Consider the following 18,306-nt stretch of genomic DNA (forward strand, 5'->3'; position numbering starts at 1 on the left):
AGGGAACTCGCGCCGCTCGATCGAGCGTTCGCGCAACAACATCCGCCTTCGTTGTGTCGTATCTCGGACGGCTCTTTTCTTACAGAGGAACTCATGGAATGGCGCGTGGCATTTCAACAATTCTGACGGCGGTTATCTTCGGCGCGATCGGTTTTGGCCTCGGCATCTACGCTGCGCCGACCGAAGGCGTCGCTAATCTGAAAGCCGCGATCGAGGGCCGGTTTAAACCCGCGCCCGCCGAGGAAGCTGCGCCGGGCGAAGCCCCGGCGCCTGCAGCCGAGTCGGACGCCACGGTTGCACCCGACGCCACGGCTGCACCCGATGCAGAGGCTGCGCCAGCGCCGGAGACGCCTCCGGCTGAGCAGCCGGCGGCCGTAGAAGCGACGCCAATGGAGAGCGCGCCGGCGCCGGCGCCCGCTCCCGCGCCGTTGACCGAAGCGCCGCCGCCGCCTGAACCCGCGCCCATGGCGATGCCGGAGGCGGCTCCGGCCCCAGAGGCAGTGGTCGAGCAGCCGGTTAAGCCGAAGCCCAAGCCGAAGCCCAAGGCTAAACCCAAGCCGAAGCCCGCAGCTCCGGTCGAGGAGCCGGCTGACCAGCCTGCGCAGTAAAGCGCCAGTTGCCCCGTGACCCCGCCCCTGTTTCAGCATACGAACGGGGGCGGATCGCGCGGCAGGGGCCTGTCTCTGCTCGTTGAAGGAATGTCGCCGTGACCCGCGAAACAGCGCGCTTCGTCGGCGACATTCCCATTTTTTACGACCGTGGCCTCGGCCCGGTGATCTTTGAGGATTACGCCGCCGATATCGCCGATCGGACGGCCGCGAGCGCTCCAATGGACGTGCTCGAAATGGCGGCAGGCACGGGAATCGTCACGCGCAAGCTGCGCGACTCTCTCGATCCACAAGCGAAGCTAACGGCAACCGACCTCAATGAGCCGATGCTCGAAGTGGCGAAGACGAAGTTCGGCGCTACCGAGCAAGTGATATTCCGTTCGGCCGACGCGACGGCCCTGCCTTTTGGCGACGGCGCCTTCGACGCGATCGTCTGCCAGTTCGGGCTGATCTTCTTTCCCGATAAGCTCCGCGCGCATCGTGAGGCGCGACGGACTCTGCGGCCGGGCGGCCGATATCTCTTTAGCGTCTGGGATGCGCCACGCTACAATCCTTTCCCTCGCCTGGGGCTCGAGGTGATCGAACGATTTTTTCCCGGCGATCCGCCGCAGTTTCTTGCTTTTTCCTGCGCCGAGATCGATCCCATCAAAGAATCGCTGATCGACGCCGGCTTCACGGACATCGCCATTTCCGTGAGACCGCGCGTCAAGGATGTGCGGGACCCGATGGATTTTGCGAGAGGATTCGTCTTCGGTAGTCCGCTCTTCGAACAGCTCCGCGAGCGCGGCGGCGCGCGCCCGGAATCGCTTGTCGAGGCGCTGGCCGAGCGGCTCGCGCAAGAACTCGGCGAGAACCCCATGCGCCTGCCGATGCAGGCGATTTTCTATGAAGCCAGGGCGGCGTAGGGCGGCGCGCGCTACTGGGGCATGGTCATCAGCTCGAGCACATGGCCGTCGGGGCTTTTGAAATAGACGCCGCGGCCGCCGTTCCAGTCGTTGAGCTGGCCGTCGGTGAATCGACCCGGCGCGCTGCCATAGGCGACGCCTTCGTCCTTCACGCGCCCGAAGATTTCGTCAAATTCTTTGTCGCTGACGTGGAAGGCGTAATGGCTGGACTCGAAGCCCTCGTCTTTGTCGAACAGCAGGGTGAACTCGCTATTGACCTTCACCGGCGCGAAATGGCCCTTGGCGCCGTCGTAGCGCAGACCGAAAATCCGTGCGAACCAGCGCGCCGCGGCCTCATTGTCCCGCGCCGGCACGATGGTGTGATTGAGAATGATGGCCATCGATCAAGCTCCGCCTTTGTGCCGACGAATTTCAGATGGGGAGTCGTGGCCTCCCCGTCACGAGCGTCGCGGCGCTTATTCGCCGCCCGACCAGGAGGCTGACAGCGCGCCATCTGGTTGGCGCCGGACGCGAACGCCGAATGCCGCGCTTTCGCGATCGAGCGTTTGCGCAAGCCATTCGGCGTCGGCGGTCGACGCCCGTTCAAGGCGCAAGCGCCGCATATGCAGCGGAACCAATCGAAGTTGCGCGAGATCGCCGTTTGTATCGATATCTGCGAAATACATCAGGGATAAATCGCCGCGAAAGCTTTCGTAGCCGCTGATGCCCTCATAGTCGTTCAGGAAATCGCCGCAGCCGTAAAGAACCAAGCGGTTGCGATGGACCTCGAATCCCTTCGCGTGATGTGACGAATGTCCGTGGATGACGGACGCGCCGGCGTCTTCGATCAGCCGATGGGCGAATTGTCTTTGGGCCGTCGAAACGCCATAGCCCCAGTTCGAGCCCCAGTGGATCGAAATCACCAGAATATCTCCGCTCTGCGCCGCGTTCCGCGCCAGATTGCAGGCGAAGTCAACGCAAGCGGGAGATAGGTCGCGCAGAAGATTGACGCCGGGCGACGACGACGTCGCCGCCCACTCCAAGGGCGTTCCGCTGTCGGGCAGGGCGAAGGACAGCACGACGACCCGTCGTCCCTTGCTCGGGATCTCAATAATCGCAGGCCGCTGCGCTTCGCCGAGGGCGCGTCCAGCGCCCGTGACGGCGATGCCCAGACGCTCAAGCATATCTAGCGTCTCGAGGAGGCCGGAGGGTCCCCAATCGAGAACATGGTTGTTCGCGAGCGCGCAGCAGTCGAAGCCGGCGACGCGCAGACATTCCGCGTTCTGCGGACTGACACGGTAATTAATCGCCTTGGGTTCGGCCGTCTCGCTGCGCGTCACGCTCGTTTCGAGATTGACGATGCGCGCGTCGGGCGCTTGCGCGCGAAGCTCGGCGAGCGCGACGCCCCAGACATAGGAATAATCGACGGGCCGCGGAATTGGCCCTGACGCCGCTTCGGCCAAGCGAACATAGTTTTCGGCCGAGGAAACATATTCCTCATAGAGCTTGGGCGGGCAGGGCGACGGCAGGATCTGATCGACGCCTCGGCCGATCATCACGTCGCCGCACAGGAAGAGCCGCACGGCTGGCGCCACGTTGCTCGGCGGCGGCGCGGCGACGCTCATATGGTCGGCGGAAAATTCTCTTCGTCGTCGCCGGCGACAAGTGAGACGATTTCTCCGGCCACGTCCTTGAGCGGCGCGCCCGCGCCGAAGACGTCCTGATCGCCGGACATCCACACCGCCGCCTCCTCGACGTCAGCGATCGTCGGCCGCAGGTCCATGATCGCCGACAGCGTCGCGTCGTCGATGTCGCCGAGGACGTCCGTCACGTCCTTGATCGTCGCCAGCGGGCGGCCGTCGCCGTCCGGCGCGGAAGATTGCGTCAAGTTTTTGCTCCTCGCGCTTGCAACGTCCCGCCCGAGCTTGATCCCTGACGGTCGCGAATGATGTCGGCGATGAGAAAGGCGAATTGCATCGCAAAGAAAATATAGCGCCGCGTGTCTTAGCCGCGAAGGAGCCCCAGGCTAAATATTTGTGTTTTCCGCCGCCCGAGCCATATTGCCGCATTGGCCCAAGCGCGTCATCAAGCCCCCTAGGAGTTGCCGAGGACGAGCGCCCCCAGGCCATGCCATGTTGCTCTTTCCTGACAGAGTCTGATGCTCATCGATACCCATTGTCACCTCGACTTTCCCGATTTCGCGCCAGAACTCGCGGAGACGATCGCCCGCGCAAAGGCGCGCGGCGTCGCCAGAATGATCACGATCTCGACGCATCTGTCGCGATTCGATCGCGTGAAGGCCGTTGCTGAAACTTATCCGGAGGTCTTTTGCACGGTGGGGACGCATCCGCACCATTCGCACGAAGAGGCCGAGCCGACCGTCGAGGCGCTGGTGAGTCTATCGCGGCATCCAAAATGCGTCGGATTGGGCGAAGCCGGCCTCGATTATCACTACGATCATGCGCCCCGCGAGGTGGCGCAGCGCATCTTCCGCATTCACGTCCAAGCCGCGAGGGAAACTGGCCTGCCGCTCGTCATTCATACCCGCGACGCCGATGAAGACTGCGCCGCCATTCTGAAAGACGAAATGGGGAAGGGGGCTTTCCCCGCCCTGCTCCATTGCTTCACCAGCGGCCGCGCGCTCGCCGAAACGGCGCTGCAGCTCGGCCTCTATATTTCTTTTTCCGGGGTTGTGACCTTCAAGAACGCCGAATATCTGCGCGAAATCGCCCGCGACGTGCCGCTGGAGCGCATGCTGGTCGAAACCGACGCGCCCTTCCTTGCGCCGGCGCCCCATCGCGGCAAGCGCAACGAGCCGGCCTTCGTCGTCGACACTGCGCGCGTGCTCGCCGACGTCAAGGGAATCAGCGCCGCCGAACTTGCAATCGCCACAACTGAAAACGCGCTGCGGCTGTTTTCCAAAATGCCGCCTCTGGACGCCGCCGCGTGAGCCTGAGAATCAGGATTCTTGGGTGCGGCTCGTCCGGCGGCGTGCCGCGCGTCGGGCAGGGCTGGGGAAAGTGCGATCCGGACAATCCGAAAAATCGGCGCCGGCGCTGCTCGATTCTCGTTGCGCGCGGCCCCGCCGACGCAGCGACGCAAGTGCTTGTGGACACAGGGCCTGATCTGCGCGAGCAGCTCATCGACGCCGACGTCAAGCGGCTCGACGCGGTCTTCTATACCCATCCCCACGCCGACCACACGCACGGCGTCGACGATGTGCGCGGCTTGGTCATTCTGAGCGGACGGCGAATCCCGGCCTATATGGACGAGCCGACTTCGCGGTCATTCGCCACGAAGTTCGACTACATCTTCAAGACGCCGCCGGGCAGCTTTTATCCGCCGCTGATGACCGAACATCGGCTGCATCTGGGGCGCGCCGAGACGGTCGACGGACCCGGCGGCGCGATCGTCGCCACGCCGTTTCGGTTGGACCATGGCGACATGGACGCACTCGGCTTTCGCTTCGACAACGTGGCCTATACGCCGGATCTTCACGCCATTCCGCCTGAGAGCGCGCAATATCTCGAAGGGCTGGATCTTTGGATCATCGACGCGCTGCGCCATCAGCGGCACGGCACGCATCTGTCCGTCAGTCAGGCGCTGGACTTCATCGCGCATTTCAAGCCAAAGCGCGCCGTTCTGACGGATCTGCACGTTGATTTGGATTACGAAGCGCTCGCCGCGACGCTGCCGGAAAATGTCACGCCGGCATTTGACGGAATGGCGCTCGAAGTCTGACGCCGCGCGTATCTCCAAACAACATCATTTAGTTCCATAATATGGATTATGCGAATCTTGGATGCGGGATCCGGCCAGCGCCGTCCGCTCTTGCCTTTCGCCAAACTGAGATTTCGCGCCGATGTCTTGTCGGACGGAGCGCCGCCCCGGCTCCTCGGATGACGCCTTACGGTGACAATGTGGCGCGGGCGCAGCGCATCGCGCGTTAAGTCCACCCGCGCGGCTCATCTAAACTCCTGCAAACGCAAACATTCCCGCCGGCGCAGCATTTGGACGTCAGCTGTCAAACTATGGCGACTGTTTGGATTTTTGGATCGCCCCACGGAATTCTCTGGCTTTCGGGGGCGAAACTCTGGTAAAAGGCTCGCTGCGCGGGACTATATGGCATTCAAGAGGCACATCATCGTCGTTTCCGGGCAGGCGCGTTTTTTGAGACGCGCCAACTGGAGCGGTTGGGCGCACAAGGTTGGCATAGCGGTCTTGCCGTTTTTGGCGGAGACGAGCAGGTAGACATGAGCAAAGGTAGAGATTTTCGGGGCCCCCGCAAGCGCGGATTTGATGACGACGCTCCGTATAGCTATGATTCGCAGCGAACCAGCCGGGCGCCGCGATCACCCTTTGGCGGCGGATTTCCGGATGCGCCGCCTCCGATGTCGAACGAGCCAGCAGTCGACGCCATTGTGAAGTGGTTTAAAACTGACAAGGGCTTCGGCTTCGTTGAGCTTGCCAATGGCACCGGCGACGCCTTCCTCCATATCGGCGCCGTTCAGGCGGCCGGTTACGACACGCTGCCGCCCGGCGCGAAGTTACAGGTGCAAGTCACGAGCTCGGTGAAGGGCCAGCAAGTGGCGCGCATTCTCGAAGTCGACTTGGCTGGAGCCGCTGAGCGGGCGCCGCCGCCGCCGCCGCGCGCGGGAGGCGGTTTTGACAGCCCCCGGCCCCGTCGCCAGGCGCCCGATCCGTCGACCGCCGTTCCGGTCTCCGGCAAGGTCAAATGGTTCGACGAGACAAAGGGCTTCGGCTTCGTGCAGTCGAACGACGGCGGCAAAGACGTGTTCGTCCATATTTCGATTCTGAGTCCATCCGGCGTGAACCGGCTCGCCGAGGGGCAGCCAGTCACGATGCAGGTCGTCGATACGGCGAAAGGCAGAGAAGCGCTGTCGATCATCCTGGATTGAGCCTCGCTCCGTAGATCCGCGCGCCGCGATCCTCCTTGAGGGCCGCGGCGCTTTTCTTTTGGGGAGACCTCATGTCCGGACGACCGCACGGCGATGTCGCCAGACTGATCGAAATCATGGCGGCGCTGCGCACGCCCGGCAGCGGTTGTCCCTGGGATCTCGAGCAGGATTTCCGCTCGATCGCGCCCTATACGATCGAAGAAGCGTATGAAGTCGCCGACGCTATTGAGCGCGGCGATCTCTCCGATCTCAAAGACGAGTTAGGCGATCTCCTCTTACAGGTCGTGTTCCATGCCCGAATGGCGCAGGAGCAGGAGGCTTTCGCCTTCAAGGACGTCGTCGACGCGATCTGCGACAAGCTCATTCGCCGGCATCCGCACGTTTTCGGCGACGCCCAGCCTCTCGACGCGGGCGGCGTGACCATACAATGGAGCGCAATCAAAGCGCGCGAAAAAGCGGCGAAGCAGGGCGCGCCGCCGGCCAGTTTGCTTGACGGCGTGCCGCTCGCCCTGCCCGCGCTGACGCGCGCCCTCAAGCTGCAACAGAAGGCGTCCGGTGTCGGCTTCGATTGGGACGACGCACAGCACGTTCTCGGCAAGATTCGCGAGGAAACCGAGGAGGTCGCCGCGGAACTCGCGCGTCCCGGGGTCGACGCTTCGCCGGCGCTTGAAGAGGAGATCGGCGATCTCTTGTTCGTCGTCGTCAATCTTGCGCGCCACGCCAAGGTCGATCCCGACCAGGCGCTTCGCGGCGCCAACACGAAATTCGAGCGGCGGTTTCACCACATCGAGCGCCGCCTCGCGGAGATGGGCCGTTCGCCTGAAGCAGCGTCTCTCGACGAGATGGAAGCGCTGTGGGTCGAGGCGAAAGGCGCGGAGCGCAAGCCGCGCGGGTGACTCTCTAACGTCTGAAAATTACGCGCCGTCCGTTAGAGCGCGCTGCGAAAAAGTGGGAACCGGTTTTTCGCATAGAGCGCGCTCTATACTTTGGAATCGATCAATTTATCTGCATGTGGGCGATTCCGCCCAAATGCAGCGTGATCTAGCGCCCCGCGCCGGCTTCGCGGATCATTTCGGCCTGCGGAAAGCGCCTCGCGAGGCCCTCGGAACGTTCAGGATCGATACGCACGACGAGATGCACGCCGCCCTCCGGCAGCGCTTCGCGTTGGAGCACTTCGGTATGGGCGTGAAGCCAGGCGAGCCCCTCGCCGTCGGCGACGTCGAGGTTCATTTCAAAACGAACGCGGCCCGCCGCCAGCGTGGACTCGATCCTTGCCAGCAACTCATCGAGCCCCTGCCCGGTCAAGGCGGATACGAGCGTCGGCCGGCGTTGAGGCTCGATCCCGCTCACCGCAAGCTGAAGCGCCGAAAGCCGTTCCGGATCGAGCGCGTCGATCTTGTTCCAAACTTCCAAAATCCGCCCTTCGGCTTCGCCTTTCAGACCGAGCTCGCTCAGGATCGACTCGACGTCCTTCGCCTGCGCTTCCCAATCTTCGTGGGCGACGTCGCGAATATGGAGAACCACGTCGGCGAGCGTCACTTCTTCGAGCGTCGCACGGAAGGCCGAGACAAGCATGGTGGGCAGGTCGGAGATGAATCCCACCGTGTCGGAGAGCAGGATGCGCGCGCCATGCGGCAGTTTGATCTGGCGCAGCGTTGGATCGAGGGTCGCGAACAGCATGTCCTGCGCCAGCACCTCGGCCTTGGTCAGACGGTTGAAAAGCGTGGACTTTCCGGCGTTTGTGTAGCCGACGAGCGCGACCACCGGATAGGGAACGTCGCGCCGCGTCTTACGATGCAGCGCGCGCGTGCGCTTCACCTTGTCAAGATCGTGCTCGATGCGCCGCATCCGCTCCTCGATCAGGCGCCGGTCCGTCTCGATCTGCGTTTCACCCGGGCCGCCAAGAAAGCCGAAACCGCCGCGCTGGCGTTCAAGGTGGGTCCAGGAGCGGACGAGCCGCGACTTCTGATAGGCCAGATGCGCGAGCTCCACCTGCAGCGCGCCTTCCTTGGTTCGGGCGCGCTCCCCGAAGATTTCTAGAATGAGCCCGGTCCTGTCGATGACCTTGGCGTCCCACGCCCTTTCGAGATTGCGCTGCTGCACGGGCGAGAGCTGGCAGTCCATGCTCACGAGCGCGGCGTCCTTCGACTTGACGAGTTCGCCAATCTCCTCGACCTTGCCCTTCCCTAGGTACGTCGCCGGTCGAACCTCGTTCAGCGATATGGGCAGTTGACCGACGACATCGAGGTCGATCGCCTCGGCGAGCCCCACCGCCTCCATGAGACGCGCAGCCGTGTCGCGCGCACGCTCCGCGCCGCCTTGAGTCACATAGGGCCCAATGACCAATGCGCGGGCTCCGGCGCCATTCGGCGTCGTCCCGTTATCTGCTCCGCTGTCAGCCTTCAATCGCCTACCGTTGCTTGTCGGCCTGGCCCTCGTCCTCGCCCGGCTCAAACATTTGTATGGGGTGTCCGGGCATGATCGTCGAGATGGCGTGCTTGTAGACGAGCTGAGAATGCCCATCTCGCCGCAGCAAGAGGCAAAAATTATCGAACCAGGTGACGATTCCCTGGAGCTTGACGCCATTGACGAGGAAGATCGTGAGCGGGACTTTATTCTTCCTGACGAAATTCAAAAATGTATCTTGCAGATTCTGCGAACGCTCTGACGACATCGGCTGTCCTGTTCTGTTTTTTGAGCCGAGCGGAATGACGCCGCCCCCAGGGGATCGTTCTTCTTTTTTCGCCGCCGTGGTCATTAGAACCTTTCAAATGGCGAAGCGCAAGGCGCAAGTCGAGCGCTTTCCGCCGCCAGTTTATGGGAGGCGTCCGGCTTTGACTCCGCGCCTGCATTTGCCGCCAACATAATGCAACGCTTTAACTAGCTCATCTAAGTTAATGTTTCTATGACTCTACCGACAGCGACTTAAGTTTTCGGTGTAAGGCCGAGCGCTCCATGCCGATGAACTCCGCTGTTCGGGAAATATTCCCGGAAAAGCGATTGAGCTGGGCGACAAGGTATTCGCGTTCGAAAACTTCCCGCGCCTCTCTGAGCGGTAGGCTCATCAGTTTTTCGCCACGCACGCCCGCGGGAGTCGCCGGAACGAGTTCGCCGACATCGGCCGGAAGCATTTCGGCCGTGATCGTCCCGCTGGAATCGCCAGACGTGAGGATCATCAAGCGCTCGACATTATTTCTCAACTGGCGGATGTTGCCGGGCCAGTCGTGCAACTGCAGGACCGCGAGAGCGTCCTCCGAAATCCGTCGGCGCGGCATGCCGGACGCGAGCGACATATTCTCCATGAAATAGTTGATGAGCGCCGGGATATCCTCGCGCCGTTCCGCCAGCGAGGGAATCCGGATTGGCACCACCGCGAGGCGATGAAACAGATCCTCGCGCAGCGTGCCCTCTTCGATCGCCGACGCGAGATCGCGCGCCGAGGACGAGATGATGCGCACGTCGACCTCGACCTTGTTCGATCCGCCAACCCGCTGAAACGTCTGATCGACCAGCACGCGCAGGATTTTCGCCTGCGAATCCTTCGGCATGTCGGCGATTTCGTCGAGGAACAGCGTTCCGCCATGCGCCTCCTCAAGCGCGCCGATCTTGTGTTCGCCGTCGGCGCCTTCGCGGCCGAACAGCTCGATTTCCATGTTCTCCGGCGTGATCGTGGCCGAATTGATGACGACGAACGGCCCCCCGGCGCGACTCGACGCCTCGTGGATGCAGCGGGCGGCGAGTTCCTTGCCTGTCCCAGGGGCACCGGTGATCAGCACGCGCGAATTCACAGGGGCGACGCGGCCAATGAGCTGCTGCAGCTGATGCGCCGCCGGCGAATCGCCGACGATGCGGTCGAAGGCTCCTGCCCGCTGGCGCAGCGCCGAAAGTTCGCGCCGCAGCTGATAGGCTTCGAGCGCCCGTTCGGCGACGAGCACCAGCCGATCCGCCTTAAACGGCTTTTCAATAAAGTCGTATGCGCCGATCTTGATCGCGCTGACCGCGGTTTCAATATTGCCGTGGCCCGAGATCATGACGACGGGCAAGCCCTTGTGCTGCTTCTGCGCGAGTTCGAGCACCTGGAGGCCGTCGAGCCTAGACCCTTGCAGCCAGATGTCGAGAAAAACGAGATGCGGACGGCGGCTTGCGATCGCCGCAAGCGCTTCGTCGGAGTCTTTGGCGGTGCGGACCCCGTGCCCTTCGTCGCTCAGAATTCCGGCGACAAGCTCTCTGATGTCCTCTTCATCGTCGACAATCAAAATATCGCTTGCCATTATACCCCGCTCTGTCCCGGCTCACGTGCATACGCTGGCGCTTTTTCATCCTGTGCGCCCGCCGCGCGTGGCTCCTCTTTCGAGGATGTCTCCGCGGCCAGGGGCACGATGAGCCTGACGCAGGCCCCCCGACCCGACGGCGCGTCCAGCAGCTCCAGCCGGCCTCCGTGATCCTCGACGATCTTGGCGACGATCGGCAGGCCCAGTCCGGTGCCGTCCGATCGCGTCGTCATGTAAGGCTCAAGCAAGCGCTGCCGGTTCATCGCCGGGAAGCCCTTACCATTATCGATCACGTCGATTTCCGCCATGCGATCGCGCACATCCAACTTGATTTCGACTCGTCCCTTTTCCAGAGCGTCTTTTTCTTCGCGTGCGGCGATGCCTTCGACGGCGTTCTTCACGATATTGGTGAGCGCCTGCGACAGCAAGCGGCGATCGAACTGCGCGATGACGGGCGTTTCGGGCAAGTCTTCGACGATGTCGAGATCGGCGTTGCCGACGCGCATGAGGAACGCGACCTGCCGAATGCATTCGTTGAGATCGTCGCGCGCCGGGCGCGCCTTCGGCATACGCGCAAAGGACGAAAACTCATCGACCATACGCTTGATGTCGTCGACCTGGCGTACGATCGTATCTGTGCATTGGTCGAAAATGTCTCGATCTTCCTGGATGACCTTGCCGTATTTGCGGCGCAGCCGCTCGGCCGAAAGCTGGATCGGCGTCAAAGGATTCTTAATCTCGTGAGCGATGCGCCGTGCGACGTCCGCCCAGGCGGAGGTGCGCTGCGCCATCACGAGGTCCGTGATGTCGTCGAGCGTCACCACGTAGTTGTGTTGTCCCGCATCGGCGCGCGCCGAGGTGACTCGCACATTCAAGGTGCGCTCGGCGACGCCGCGCTTGATGATGATCTGGCTTTGAACGGCGCGCGGAAAAACTTCCGCCGCGTCCTTCAGGATGGGGACGATCTCCGGCAAGACCGACGCCACCGAGGCGCCGACGGTCGCCTGCCCCGTCGGGTCCGCCAGCGACAGTTCCTCGGCTGAGCGGTTGAGAATGGTGACGACGCTTTCCGAGTCCACGCCCATAACCGCGACCGGCACGCCGGAGAGCACGGCCTCGGTGAATTCGCGACGTTCGTCATTGATCCGATTGGCCTCGATCAGCCGGTTTTGCTGAAGATTGAGCTCGGTCGTCATATTGTTGAAGACGTCGCCGAGGCGCGCCAAATCGCCATGCTGCTTGTCGACGTTGACGCGAACGTCAAGATTGCCCGCCGACACCTCGTCGGTTGCGGCGATCAGGTCGCGGATCGGCGTCACCAGCCGGTCGGCGAAATCCAGTCCGAACCAGATGGACGACAGCAGCATGATCGTCGTCAGGAAGGCGTACATCAGCACGAAGGCCCGCTGCACGGCGGCGCGATAGGAATCGAAGGCGTCGTAGCTGCTGATCAGGCTTTGAGCCTGTTTGGGAAACTCCACCGCGATCGGGTCGATGGGCCGGGTGACGTAAAGGAAAGTATCCTGAAAGGCGTTGAGCGCGCGCAAAGCGACGAAGCTCTTGCCGTCATCGATAACGAGGCACAGCGGCTCCCCGCGCCGTGCGTCGTCGAACTCGGATTGCGGCGGGGCGATGATGATGGCGGCGGCGTTCTGCGCCACGTCGACGCGGTCGAGAATTTCGCCGTTGGATTTCACCAGGGCCGCGACAGAGAAGCCCAGGAAATACGCCCGCGACTGAAATATCTGGTGAAAATAGGGTCGGTCGGAATTGAAAAGGATGCTCGCGCGATCGAGGTCCGAGGCCGTGAGCTGCGCCTCCTGCAGGAGCGCCCGGCACTGACTCTCGCGGAACACGGCCGCGGCTTCCGCCGTGTTGTGGACGAAGACCTTGACGCTCGACATGAAGGCGGGATTGAGCACGCGCTCCAGCGTCAGCGATCCCGCTACGGCAAGCAGAATCGCCGGGATCAAAGCAATGACCGCGAAAAAGCCGACCGTGCGCACATGAAGGCGCGCCGCCGCTTCGCCGCGCCGCCAGACGCGGTAGAGGCGCCAGGCCTTGACGATCACCATCGCGAGCAGAACGGCGACAAAGACGCCGTTGACGATGAGCAACGGCAATAAACGGTCGTCCGTCGGCGATATCGCGCCGAATTCGGCCACGACCAGGAACGTAGCCAAAGCACAGCCGACGGCGCCGATCACGATGATCGGGCCGAACCAGCTGCGAAACGGCGTTCTGCCTTTCGCCTTTAGCGGAGAAGCCGAGTCTCCGGTCAGGGCCATGGCGCCTGTATAGGCTCCGCCCGCGCCGGTTGCAATTGAACGGCCAGAAGAGTCGCTATCGCGGCGAACGCATCAGACGGATGTCGAGATCGTTCACTTTCTTGCGCAGCGTGTTGCGGTTCAGTCCGAGCAATTCCGCCGCCTTGATCTGATTGCCGCGCGTCGCCGCGAGCGCCGCGGAGACAAGCGGGATCTCGATCTCGCGAATGATCCGGTGATAGAGACCGGGCGGCGGCAACTGATCTCCATAGTCGCGGAAGAGCTTGGCCAGATGAAGCTCGACGGAACTCGAAAGCGTTTGTCCGTCAAACAATTCTTGCGACGACGCGGCTGCGGCTGAGCCTTTGTCGCCGCCCGGGTCAGCCTGCCGAATCTCATGTTCGAGTTCGGCCTCGACGAGCTGGTCCGAAATGACCTCCTGCGGGTGCAGCGCGGCGAGCCTGCGGATGAGGTTTTCGAGTTCGCGGATATTGCCCGGCCAGCGATATTTCTTCATCCGGTCGAGCGCAGCCTGATCGATGTATTTCTGCGGCAGTCCTTCGCTCGCCGCCACTTTGAAGAAGTGATGCACGAGGTCGGGAATGTCCTCGGCGCGCTCGCGCAGCGGCGGCAGCCGAAGCGGCACGACGTTGAGGCGGAAGTAAAGATCCTCGCGGAACAGGCCCTGCTGGATGAGGATCCGCAGATCCTTGTTGGTGGCGGCGATGATCCGGACATTGGTCTTGATCGGCGTGCGCCCGCCAACGGTCGTGTATTCGCCCTGCTGCAGCACACGAAGCAGCCTGGTCTGCGCCTCCATCGGCATGTCGCCGATCTCGTCGAGAAACAGCGTGCCGCCCTCGGCCTGCTCGAAGCGGCCGGCCGATCGCTGGTTGGCGCCGGTGAAGGCGCCCTTCTCATGGCCGAAGAGTTCGCTTTCGATCAGATCGCGCGGAATCGCCGCCATATTGACGGCGACGAAGGGGCCCTTCTTGCGCTTTCCGTAATCGTGCAGGGCGCGGGCGACGAGTTCCTTGCCGGTTCCAGACTCGCCATTGATCATCACCGTCAGGTCGGTCTGCATCAATCGCGCGAGCGAACGATAGATTTCCTGCATCGCCGGGGAGCGGCCGACGAGCGGCATGCCCTCGATCTCATCGTGGTGGTCATCTTCGGGCCGTTTGCGGGGCTCGGCCATGGCGCGGCCGACGATGCCGACGAGCTCCTTGAGATCGAAAGGTTTCGGCAGATAGTCGTATGCGCCACGCTCGGACGCCCGAATAGCCGTCATGAACGTGTTTTGCGCGCTCATGACGATGATCGGGAGTTCGGGACGCAGCTTTTTGATGCGCGGCAGAAGCTCGAAAGCGTTCTCGTCGGGCATGACGACGTCGGTGACGACGAGATCGCCCTCGCCCGACTGCACCCAACGCCACAAGGTCGCGGCCGCGCCGGTGGTGCGCACTTCATAGCCCGCACGCGAAAGCGCCTGCGCGACGACCGTGCGAATAGAAGCATCGTCGTCGGCGACCAGAATTTCTCCTCGCGTCATTACTTCGTTCTCCCGCCTCTGCGAGATGTCATGCACGCCGTTCCTCGCGTTGCTCGGCCCGTTTTGGCCTGTACATTGGCATCAGCACCCGGAAGGTCGTGCGCCTCGGGAGGGACTCGCACTCCACGATGCCGCCGTGGTCGTTGACGATCTTCGCAACCAGTGCAAGTCCGAGGCCAGTTCCTGTCGACTTGGTCGTCACAAAGGGATCAAAGAGATGCGCGGCGATGTCTTCCGGAACGCCGGGGCCATTGTCGCGCACGCAAAATTCGAGCGGCAGGCCGATCGGGCTTTTCTCGCCAAGCGCGCGCAGGCTGACGCCGGGCCGGAAAGCGGTCGAGAGTTCGATCTCCCCATCGACGGCTTCGCCGACGGCTTCCGCCGCGTTCTTCACGAGATTGAGGAAGGCCTGCACCAGTTGATCGCGATTGGCGTAAACCGGCGGCAGCGATGGGTCGTAATTCTCGACGAAGCGAACATTGCGGGCGAATCCGCTCTGGGCGACGCGCTTCACGTGATCCAGCACCGAATGGATGTTCACCTGCTCGCGCTGCAACGGACGCGCGTCGGAAAAAACCTCCATCCGGTCGACAAGACGCACAATCCGATCGGTCTCGTCGCAAATCAGCCGCGTCAGCGCGCGGTCCTGATCGCCGAGCGCGGATTCGAGTAGTTGTGCGGCGCCGCGAATGCCGGACAGCGGATTCTTGATTTCGTGCGCCAGCATCGAGGCCAGCCCCGAAACCGAGCGAACAGCGCCGCGATGCGTCAGTTGCCTGTCTATTTTATCGGCAATTGTTCGCTCCTGCAGCATAACAAGCACAAGCCCGTCGCCCTCGGGCAGCGGCGCGCAATGAACGTCGACGCGTCGGTCGGCTTCCTGGCCAGGCCGACCGAGATCGACCTTGTATTCATTGATTGTCGCGCCACGTTCGCGAACCTGCTCGATGAGCGCGGTGAGCGGCGATCCGAAGGGCAGCAGCCGATCGAGCGACTGCCCGATGAGCAGGGGCTTGCCGAGCTCAAAGAAGGCCTCCGCGGCGGCGTTGGCGTCCTCAATGACGCCATCGCGGGCGACAGTCAGGATCGCATTGGGCAGAGCCTCGAGCATGCATGATCGGCCGGCGTCATTGATGATCTTGAGCGGCTCATAGCTACCGCAATGCGCGCTATTGCGTCGGGGGCGGTCGAAAACGCTCATGCCGCGATCCCCTGCTCTGCCGGCTGCGCCTTCAGAAAAATCAGCTCAATCAGCCGCGCCGCCTCGTCAGGCGACTGTGTCGTGACCAGCGCGTGACGCGCGTCGGCCGCGGCATGTCCCGCCAAGCGACCCACGAGGCGATCGACATAGGCGGCGAGATGTTTGCGCGCGTGCCTCAACCCAGCCGACGCGCCCATCGACGCCAGCAGACCTTCGAGGTGTTCGCGCGCGATTTCAGCGCGCTGCGCCAGCGTCGGCGGCGCCCGTCGCTCGCCGGTCTGCAGAAAATGCGCGATATCGCCGACGATCCAGGGCTGCCCCATGGCCGCCCGACCGATCATGACCCCATCGGCCCCGGAAGACTCGAGCATCTCGACGGCGTCGTCTTCGCCGGCGCAGTCGCCATTGGCGATCACCGGAATTCGCACGGCCGCTTTCGCCGCCGCGATCGCGCGCCAGTCGGCCCGGCCTGCATAAAATTGCTGGCGCGTGCGCCCGTGCACAGTGATCATCGCGGCGCCTTCGGCTTCCGCGCGGCGCGCCAACTCCGCGACGTTTTGGGTCGAATCATCCCAGCCCAACCGCATCTTGACGCTCAGCGGCACGCATATTGCCTCGCGAGCCGCAGAGATCAGCCGCTCCGCTTGATCGAGATCGCGCATCAGCGCGGCGCCCGCGAGGCCTCCGGTGACACGCTTGCAAGGACAACCCATGTTGATGTCGATCCAGTCAGCTCCAGAGGATTCGGCGCTTCGCGCGGCGGCCGCCATTTCTTCCGGCTCGCGCGCGGCGATCTGAATGACTCGCGGCCCGACGCCGGCGCATTCCAGCCGCATCGCCGTCTCGCGATCGCCGCGGGCGACGCCAGCGGCGGTCACCATCTCGCTCACCGTCGCCGACGCCCCCAGACGCGACGCGATGCGGCGCATGGTCGGGTCGGTCACGCCGGCCATCGGCGCAAGCAGCGCGCGACCCGTCAGCGTGATCCCGCCAATGCTCAGAGGCGAAGGGGCAAAGCCAACGCCTAGTTTTTTGGCAGTAGCCATCTTGCCCACATCATAAGCATTTCCCTTCGCACTTGCAACATAGCATTTCTCCCGCCCGTTGGCATTTGACGGCGTTGGCGAAAACCGACAGAGAGCGGCCATGGGCGCCGCTCACGTCAATCCATCCATCGCCATCCTGATCGTCGCCGGCGGGCGCGGCGCGCGCGCGGGCGAAGGCCCGCCCAAACAATACCGGCCGATCGCCGGCGTGACGCTGCTCGCCCGAACGCTGCATGGGCTGCATATGGCCATGCCCCAGGCCGCGCTCAAGGTCGTCATCCATAAAGACGACCTCGACCATTATGCCGCGAGCATAGCGGAGCTTTGCCCTTCCGATCGGGCGCGGCTTCTGCCGCCAGCCTTCGGCGGCGCGAGCCGGCAAGAAAGCGTCAGAAACGGCCTCGAGGCGCTCGCGGCCGAGGGCGCGCCGGACATCGTGCTGATTCACGACGCCGCGCGTCCTTTCGCGGACGCTGCGCTCATCGCGCGCGCGATCGAGGCGGCCGCGATCCATGGCGCCGCCGCCCCCGGCGTGCCGCTTGCCGATACGATAAAGCAGATCGACGACGCCGGCGTCGTCGTCGCGACGCCCGATCGCGCGAGGCTCCGCGCCGTGCAGACGCCGCAGTCCTTTCGCTTCGATCTCATAATGACCGCCCATCGCGCAGCGGCCGCGGGCGGGCGCGACTATACCGACGACGCCATGATCGCCGAGGCCGCCGGCGTGAAGGTGCATATTTTTGACGGCGACGCCGCCAATTTCAAACTCACGACGCAACAGGACTTCGCCCGCGCCATGGAGCAGTTGAAGCAACCCGCATTCGCCGATCTGCCCGACATCCGCATGGGTCAGGGCTATGACGTCCACGCCTTCGGACCCGGCGATTCCGTCTGGCTCGGCGGCGTCGCGATTCCGCATACGCATGGCCTTGCCGGCCATTCGGATGCCGATGTTGTGTCCCACGCGATCACCGACGCCATTCTTGGCGCCATCGCCGAGGGCGATATCGGCGCGCATTTCCCGCCCTCCGATCCGCAGTGGAAGGGCGCGGCGTCGTCGATCTTTCTGGCGCGCGCCTGCGAACTCGTGCGCGCGCGCGGCGGCGTAATCGCCAATGTCGACGCCACCATCATTTGCGAAGCGCCGAAGATCGGCCCGCACCGGGAGCGGATTCGCGAAAGCCTCGCGGCGACGATGGGCGTCGAGATCGGCCGCGTCGCGATCAAGGCGACGACGACGGAGAGACTCGGCTTTACCGGCAGAGGCGAAGGCATGGCGGCGCTGGCGATCGCGACGGTAAGGTTGCCGTGAGAGGCTGATCGAACCTGCGTCTGCTCCCAATCGCGATTGCTTCCCACTGCGCTTCGCGCGTGGTCGTAATGACGACCAAGGGCAGCCCAAGGACGATTGAGTGACGAATGGTTTTCCTCACCCTCATCCTGAGGAGCCGCCCGCAAGTCGGGTTTACCCGACTTGCGAATTTAATGTCGATCTCGGGCAGGCCCGAGATCGAAGGCGGCGTCTCGAAGGACGAGGGTGAGGAGAATGGCGAAAACG

Annotated in this window: 17 protein-coding genes; 7 read left to right on the top strand and 10 right to left on the bottom strand. The window is 63.3% G+C overall.

The annotated features are described in order from the left end of the window. The first annotated feature begins 98 nt into the window (after positions 1-98). Positions 99-608: a hypothetical protein gene (locus HUN39_RS11135; protein ID WP_175094581.1), complete on the top strand. Its 510-nt coding sequence runs from the start codon at positions 99-101 to the stop codon at positions 606-608. Positions 609-706: 98 nt separating this feature from the next. After that, the gene (locus HUN39_RS11140; RefSeq protein ID WP_175094582.1) at positions 707-1,513 is read left to right on the top strand and encodes a class I SAM-dependent methyltransferase; all 807 of its coding nucleotides are present in this window, start codon (positions 707-709) and stop codon (positions 1,511-1,513) included. Between the two features lie 11 nt (positions 1,514-1,524). Here HUN39_RS11140 and HUN39_RS11145 read toward each other — a convergent pair whose 3' ends face one another. From HUN39_RS11145 to HUN39_RS11155, 3 genes are all read right to left on the bottom strand, one after another. Next, on the bottom strand, positions 1,525-1,893 hold the full coding sequence (locus tag HUN39_RS11145) for a VOC family protein (RefSeq protein WP_175094583.1): 369 nt from the start codon (positions 1,891-1,893) through the stop codon (positions 1,525-1,527). Between the two features lie 75 nt (positions 1,894-1,968). After that, the gene (locus tag HUN39_RS11150; protein ID WP_175094584.1) at positions 1,969-3,117 is read right to left on the bottom strand and encodes a CapA family protein; all 1,149 of its coding nucleotides are present in this window, start codon (positions 3,115-3,117) and stop codon (positions 1,969-1,971) included. After that, complete coding sequence (locus HUN39_RS11155; RefSeq protein ID WP_175094585.1) at positions 3,114-3,380, bottom strand: hypothetical protein; 267 nt, start codon at positions 3,378-3,380, stop codon at positions 3,114-3,116. Before HUN39_RS11155 ends, HUN39_RS11150 begins: the two co-directional genes overlap by 4 nt. A 270-nt stretch (positions 3,381-3,650) precedes the next feature. Here HUN39_RS11155 and HUN39_RS11160 point away from each other — a divergent pair, with 270 nt between their 5' ends. From HUN39_RS11160 to mazG, 4 genes are all read left to right on the top strand, one after another. Beyond that, positions 3,651-4,442: a TatD family hydrolase gene (locus HUN39_RS11160; RefSeq protein WP_175094586.1), complete on the top strand. Its 792-nt coding sequence runs from the start codon at positions 3,651-3,653 to the stop codon at positions 4,440-4,442. After that, positions 4,439-5,233 (top strand): MBL fold metallo-hydrolase, encoded by a 795-nt coding sequence (locus HUN39_RS11165; protein WP_175094587.1) that lies wholly within the window; start codon positions 4,439-4,441, stop codon positions 5,231-5,233. Before HUN39_RS11160 ends, HUN39_RS11165 begins: the two co-directional genes overlap by 4 nt. A 512-nt stretch (positions 5,234-5,745) precedes the next feature. Continuing rightward, positions 5,746-6,411 carry a cold-shock protein gene (locus HUN39_RS11170; RefSeq protein WP_175094588.1) on the top strand — a complete coding sequence of 222 codons (666 nt, stop codon included), beginning with the start codon at positions 5,746-5,748 and terminating at the stop codon, positions 6,409-6,411. A 71-nt stretch (positions 6,412-6,482) separates the two neighbouring features. Beyond that, positions 6,483-7,307 carry a nucleoside triphosphate pyrophosphohydrolase gene (gene mazG / locus HUN39_RS11175; RefSeq protein ID WP_175094589.1) on the top strand — a complete coding sequence of 275 codons (825 nt, stop codon included), beginning with the start codon at positions 6,483-6,485 and terminating at the stop codon, positions 7,305-7,307. A 145-nt stretch (positions 7,308-7,452) separates the two neighbouring features. On the opposite strand, the gene hflX is transcribed toward mazG, so the two are convergent. The 7 genes from hflX to dusB all read right to left on the bottom strand — a co-directional run bounded on the left by hflX (position 7,453) and on the right by dusB (position 16,748). After that, positions 7,453-8,817 (bottom strand): GTPase HflX, encoded by a 1,365-nt coding sequence (gene hflX / locus HUN39_RS11180; protein WP_175094590.1) that lies wholly within the window; start codon positions 8,815-8,817, stop codon positions 7,453-7,455. A 4-nt stretch (positions 8,818-8,821) separates the two neighbouring features. After that, entirely contained in the window at positions 8,822-9,085 is a 264-nt protein-coding gene (gene hfq / locus HUN39_RS11185) for an RNA chaperone Hfq (protein ID WP_014889711.1), read from the bottom strand. Between the two features lie 229 nt (positions 9,086-9,314). Beyond that, a complete protein-coding gene (gene ntrX / locus HUN39_RS11190) occupies positions 9,315-10,682 on the bottom strand; it encodes a nitrogen assimilation response regulator NtrX (RefSeq protein ID WP_175094591.1) in 1,368 nt (455 codons plus the stop codon). Next, the gene (locus HUN39_RS11195; protein WP_175094592.1) at positions 10,682-12,970 is read right to left on the bottom strand and encodes a sensor histidine kinase NtrY-like; all 2,289 of its coding nucleotides are present in this window, start codon (positions 12,968-12,970) and stop codon (positions 10,682-10,684) included. Before HUN39_RS11195 ends, ntrX begins: the two co-directional genes overlap by 1 nt. Positions 12,971-13,025: 55 nt before the next feature. After that, a complete protein-coding gene (gene ntrC, locus HUN39_RS11200) occupies positions 13,026-14,501 on the bottom strand; it encodes a nitrogen regulation protein NR(I) (RefSeq protein ID WP_175094593.1) in 1,476 nt (491 codons plus the stop codon). Positions 14,502-14,529: 28 nt separating this feature from the next. Then, entirely contained in the window at positions 14,530-15,702 is a 1,173-nt protein-coding gene (locus HUN39_RS11205; protein WP_175094594.1) for a two-component system sensor histidine kinase NtrB, read from the bottom strand. Then, positions 15,699-16,748 (bottom strand): tRNA dihydrouridine synthase DusB, encoded by a 1,050-nt coding sequence (gene dusB, locus HUN39_RS11210; RefSeq protein WP_175094595.1) that lies wholly within the window; start codon positions 16,746-16,748, stop codon positions 15,699-15,701. The genes HUN39_RS11205 and dusB overlap by 4 nt, the downstream gene beginning before the upstream one ends. 100 nt (positions 16,749-16,848) lie before the next feature. On the opposite strand from dusB, the gene HUN39_RS11215 reads away from it, so the two are divergent. After that, the gene (locus HUN39_RS11215; protein ID WP_175094596.1) at positions 16,849-18,060 is read left to right on the top strand and encodes a bifunctional 2-C-methyl-D-erythritol 4-phosphate cytidylyltransferase/2-C-methyl-D-erythritol 2,4-cyclodiphosphate synthase; all 1,212 of its coding nucleotides are present in this window, start codon (positions 16,849-16,851) and stop codon (positions 18,058-18,060) included. Positions 18,061-18,306 lie beyond the last annotated feature (246 nt).

The organism is Methylocystis silviterrae (assembly GCF_013350005.1).
Lineage (GTDB): Bacteria > Pseudomonadota > Alphaproteobacteria > Rhizobiales > Beijerinckiaceae > Methylocystis > Methylocystis silviterrae.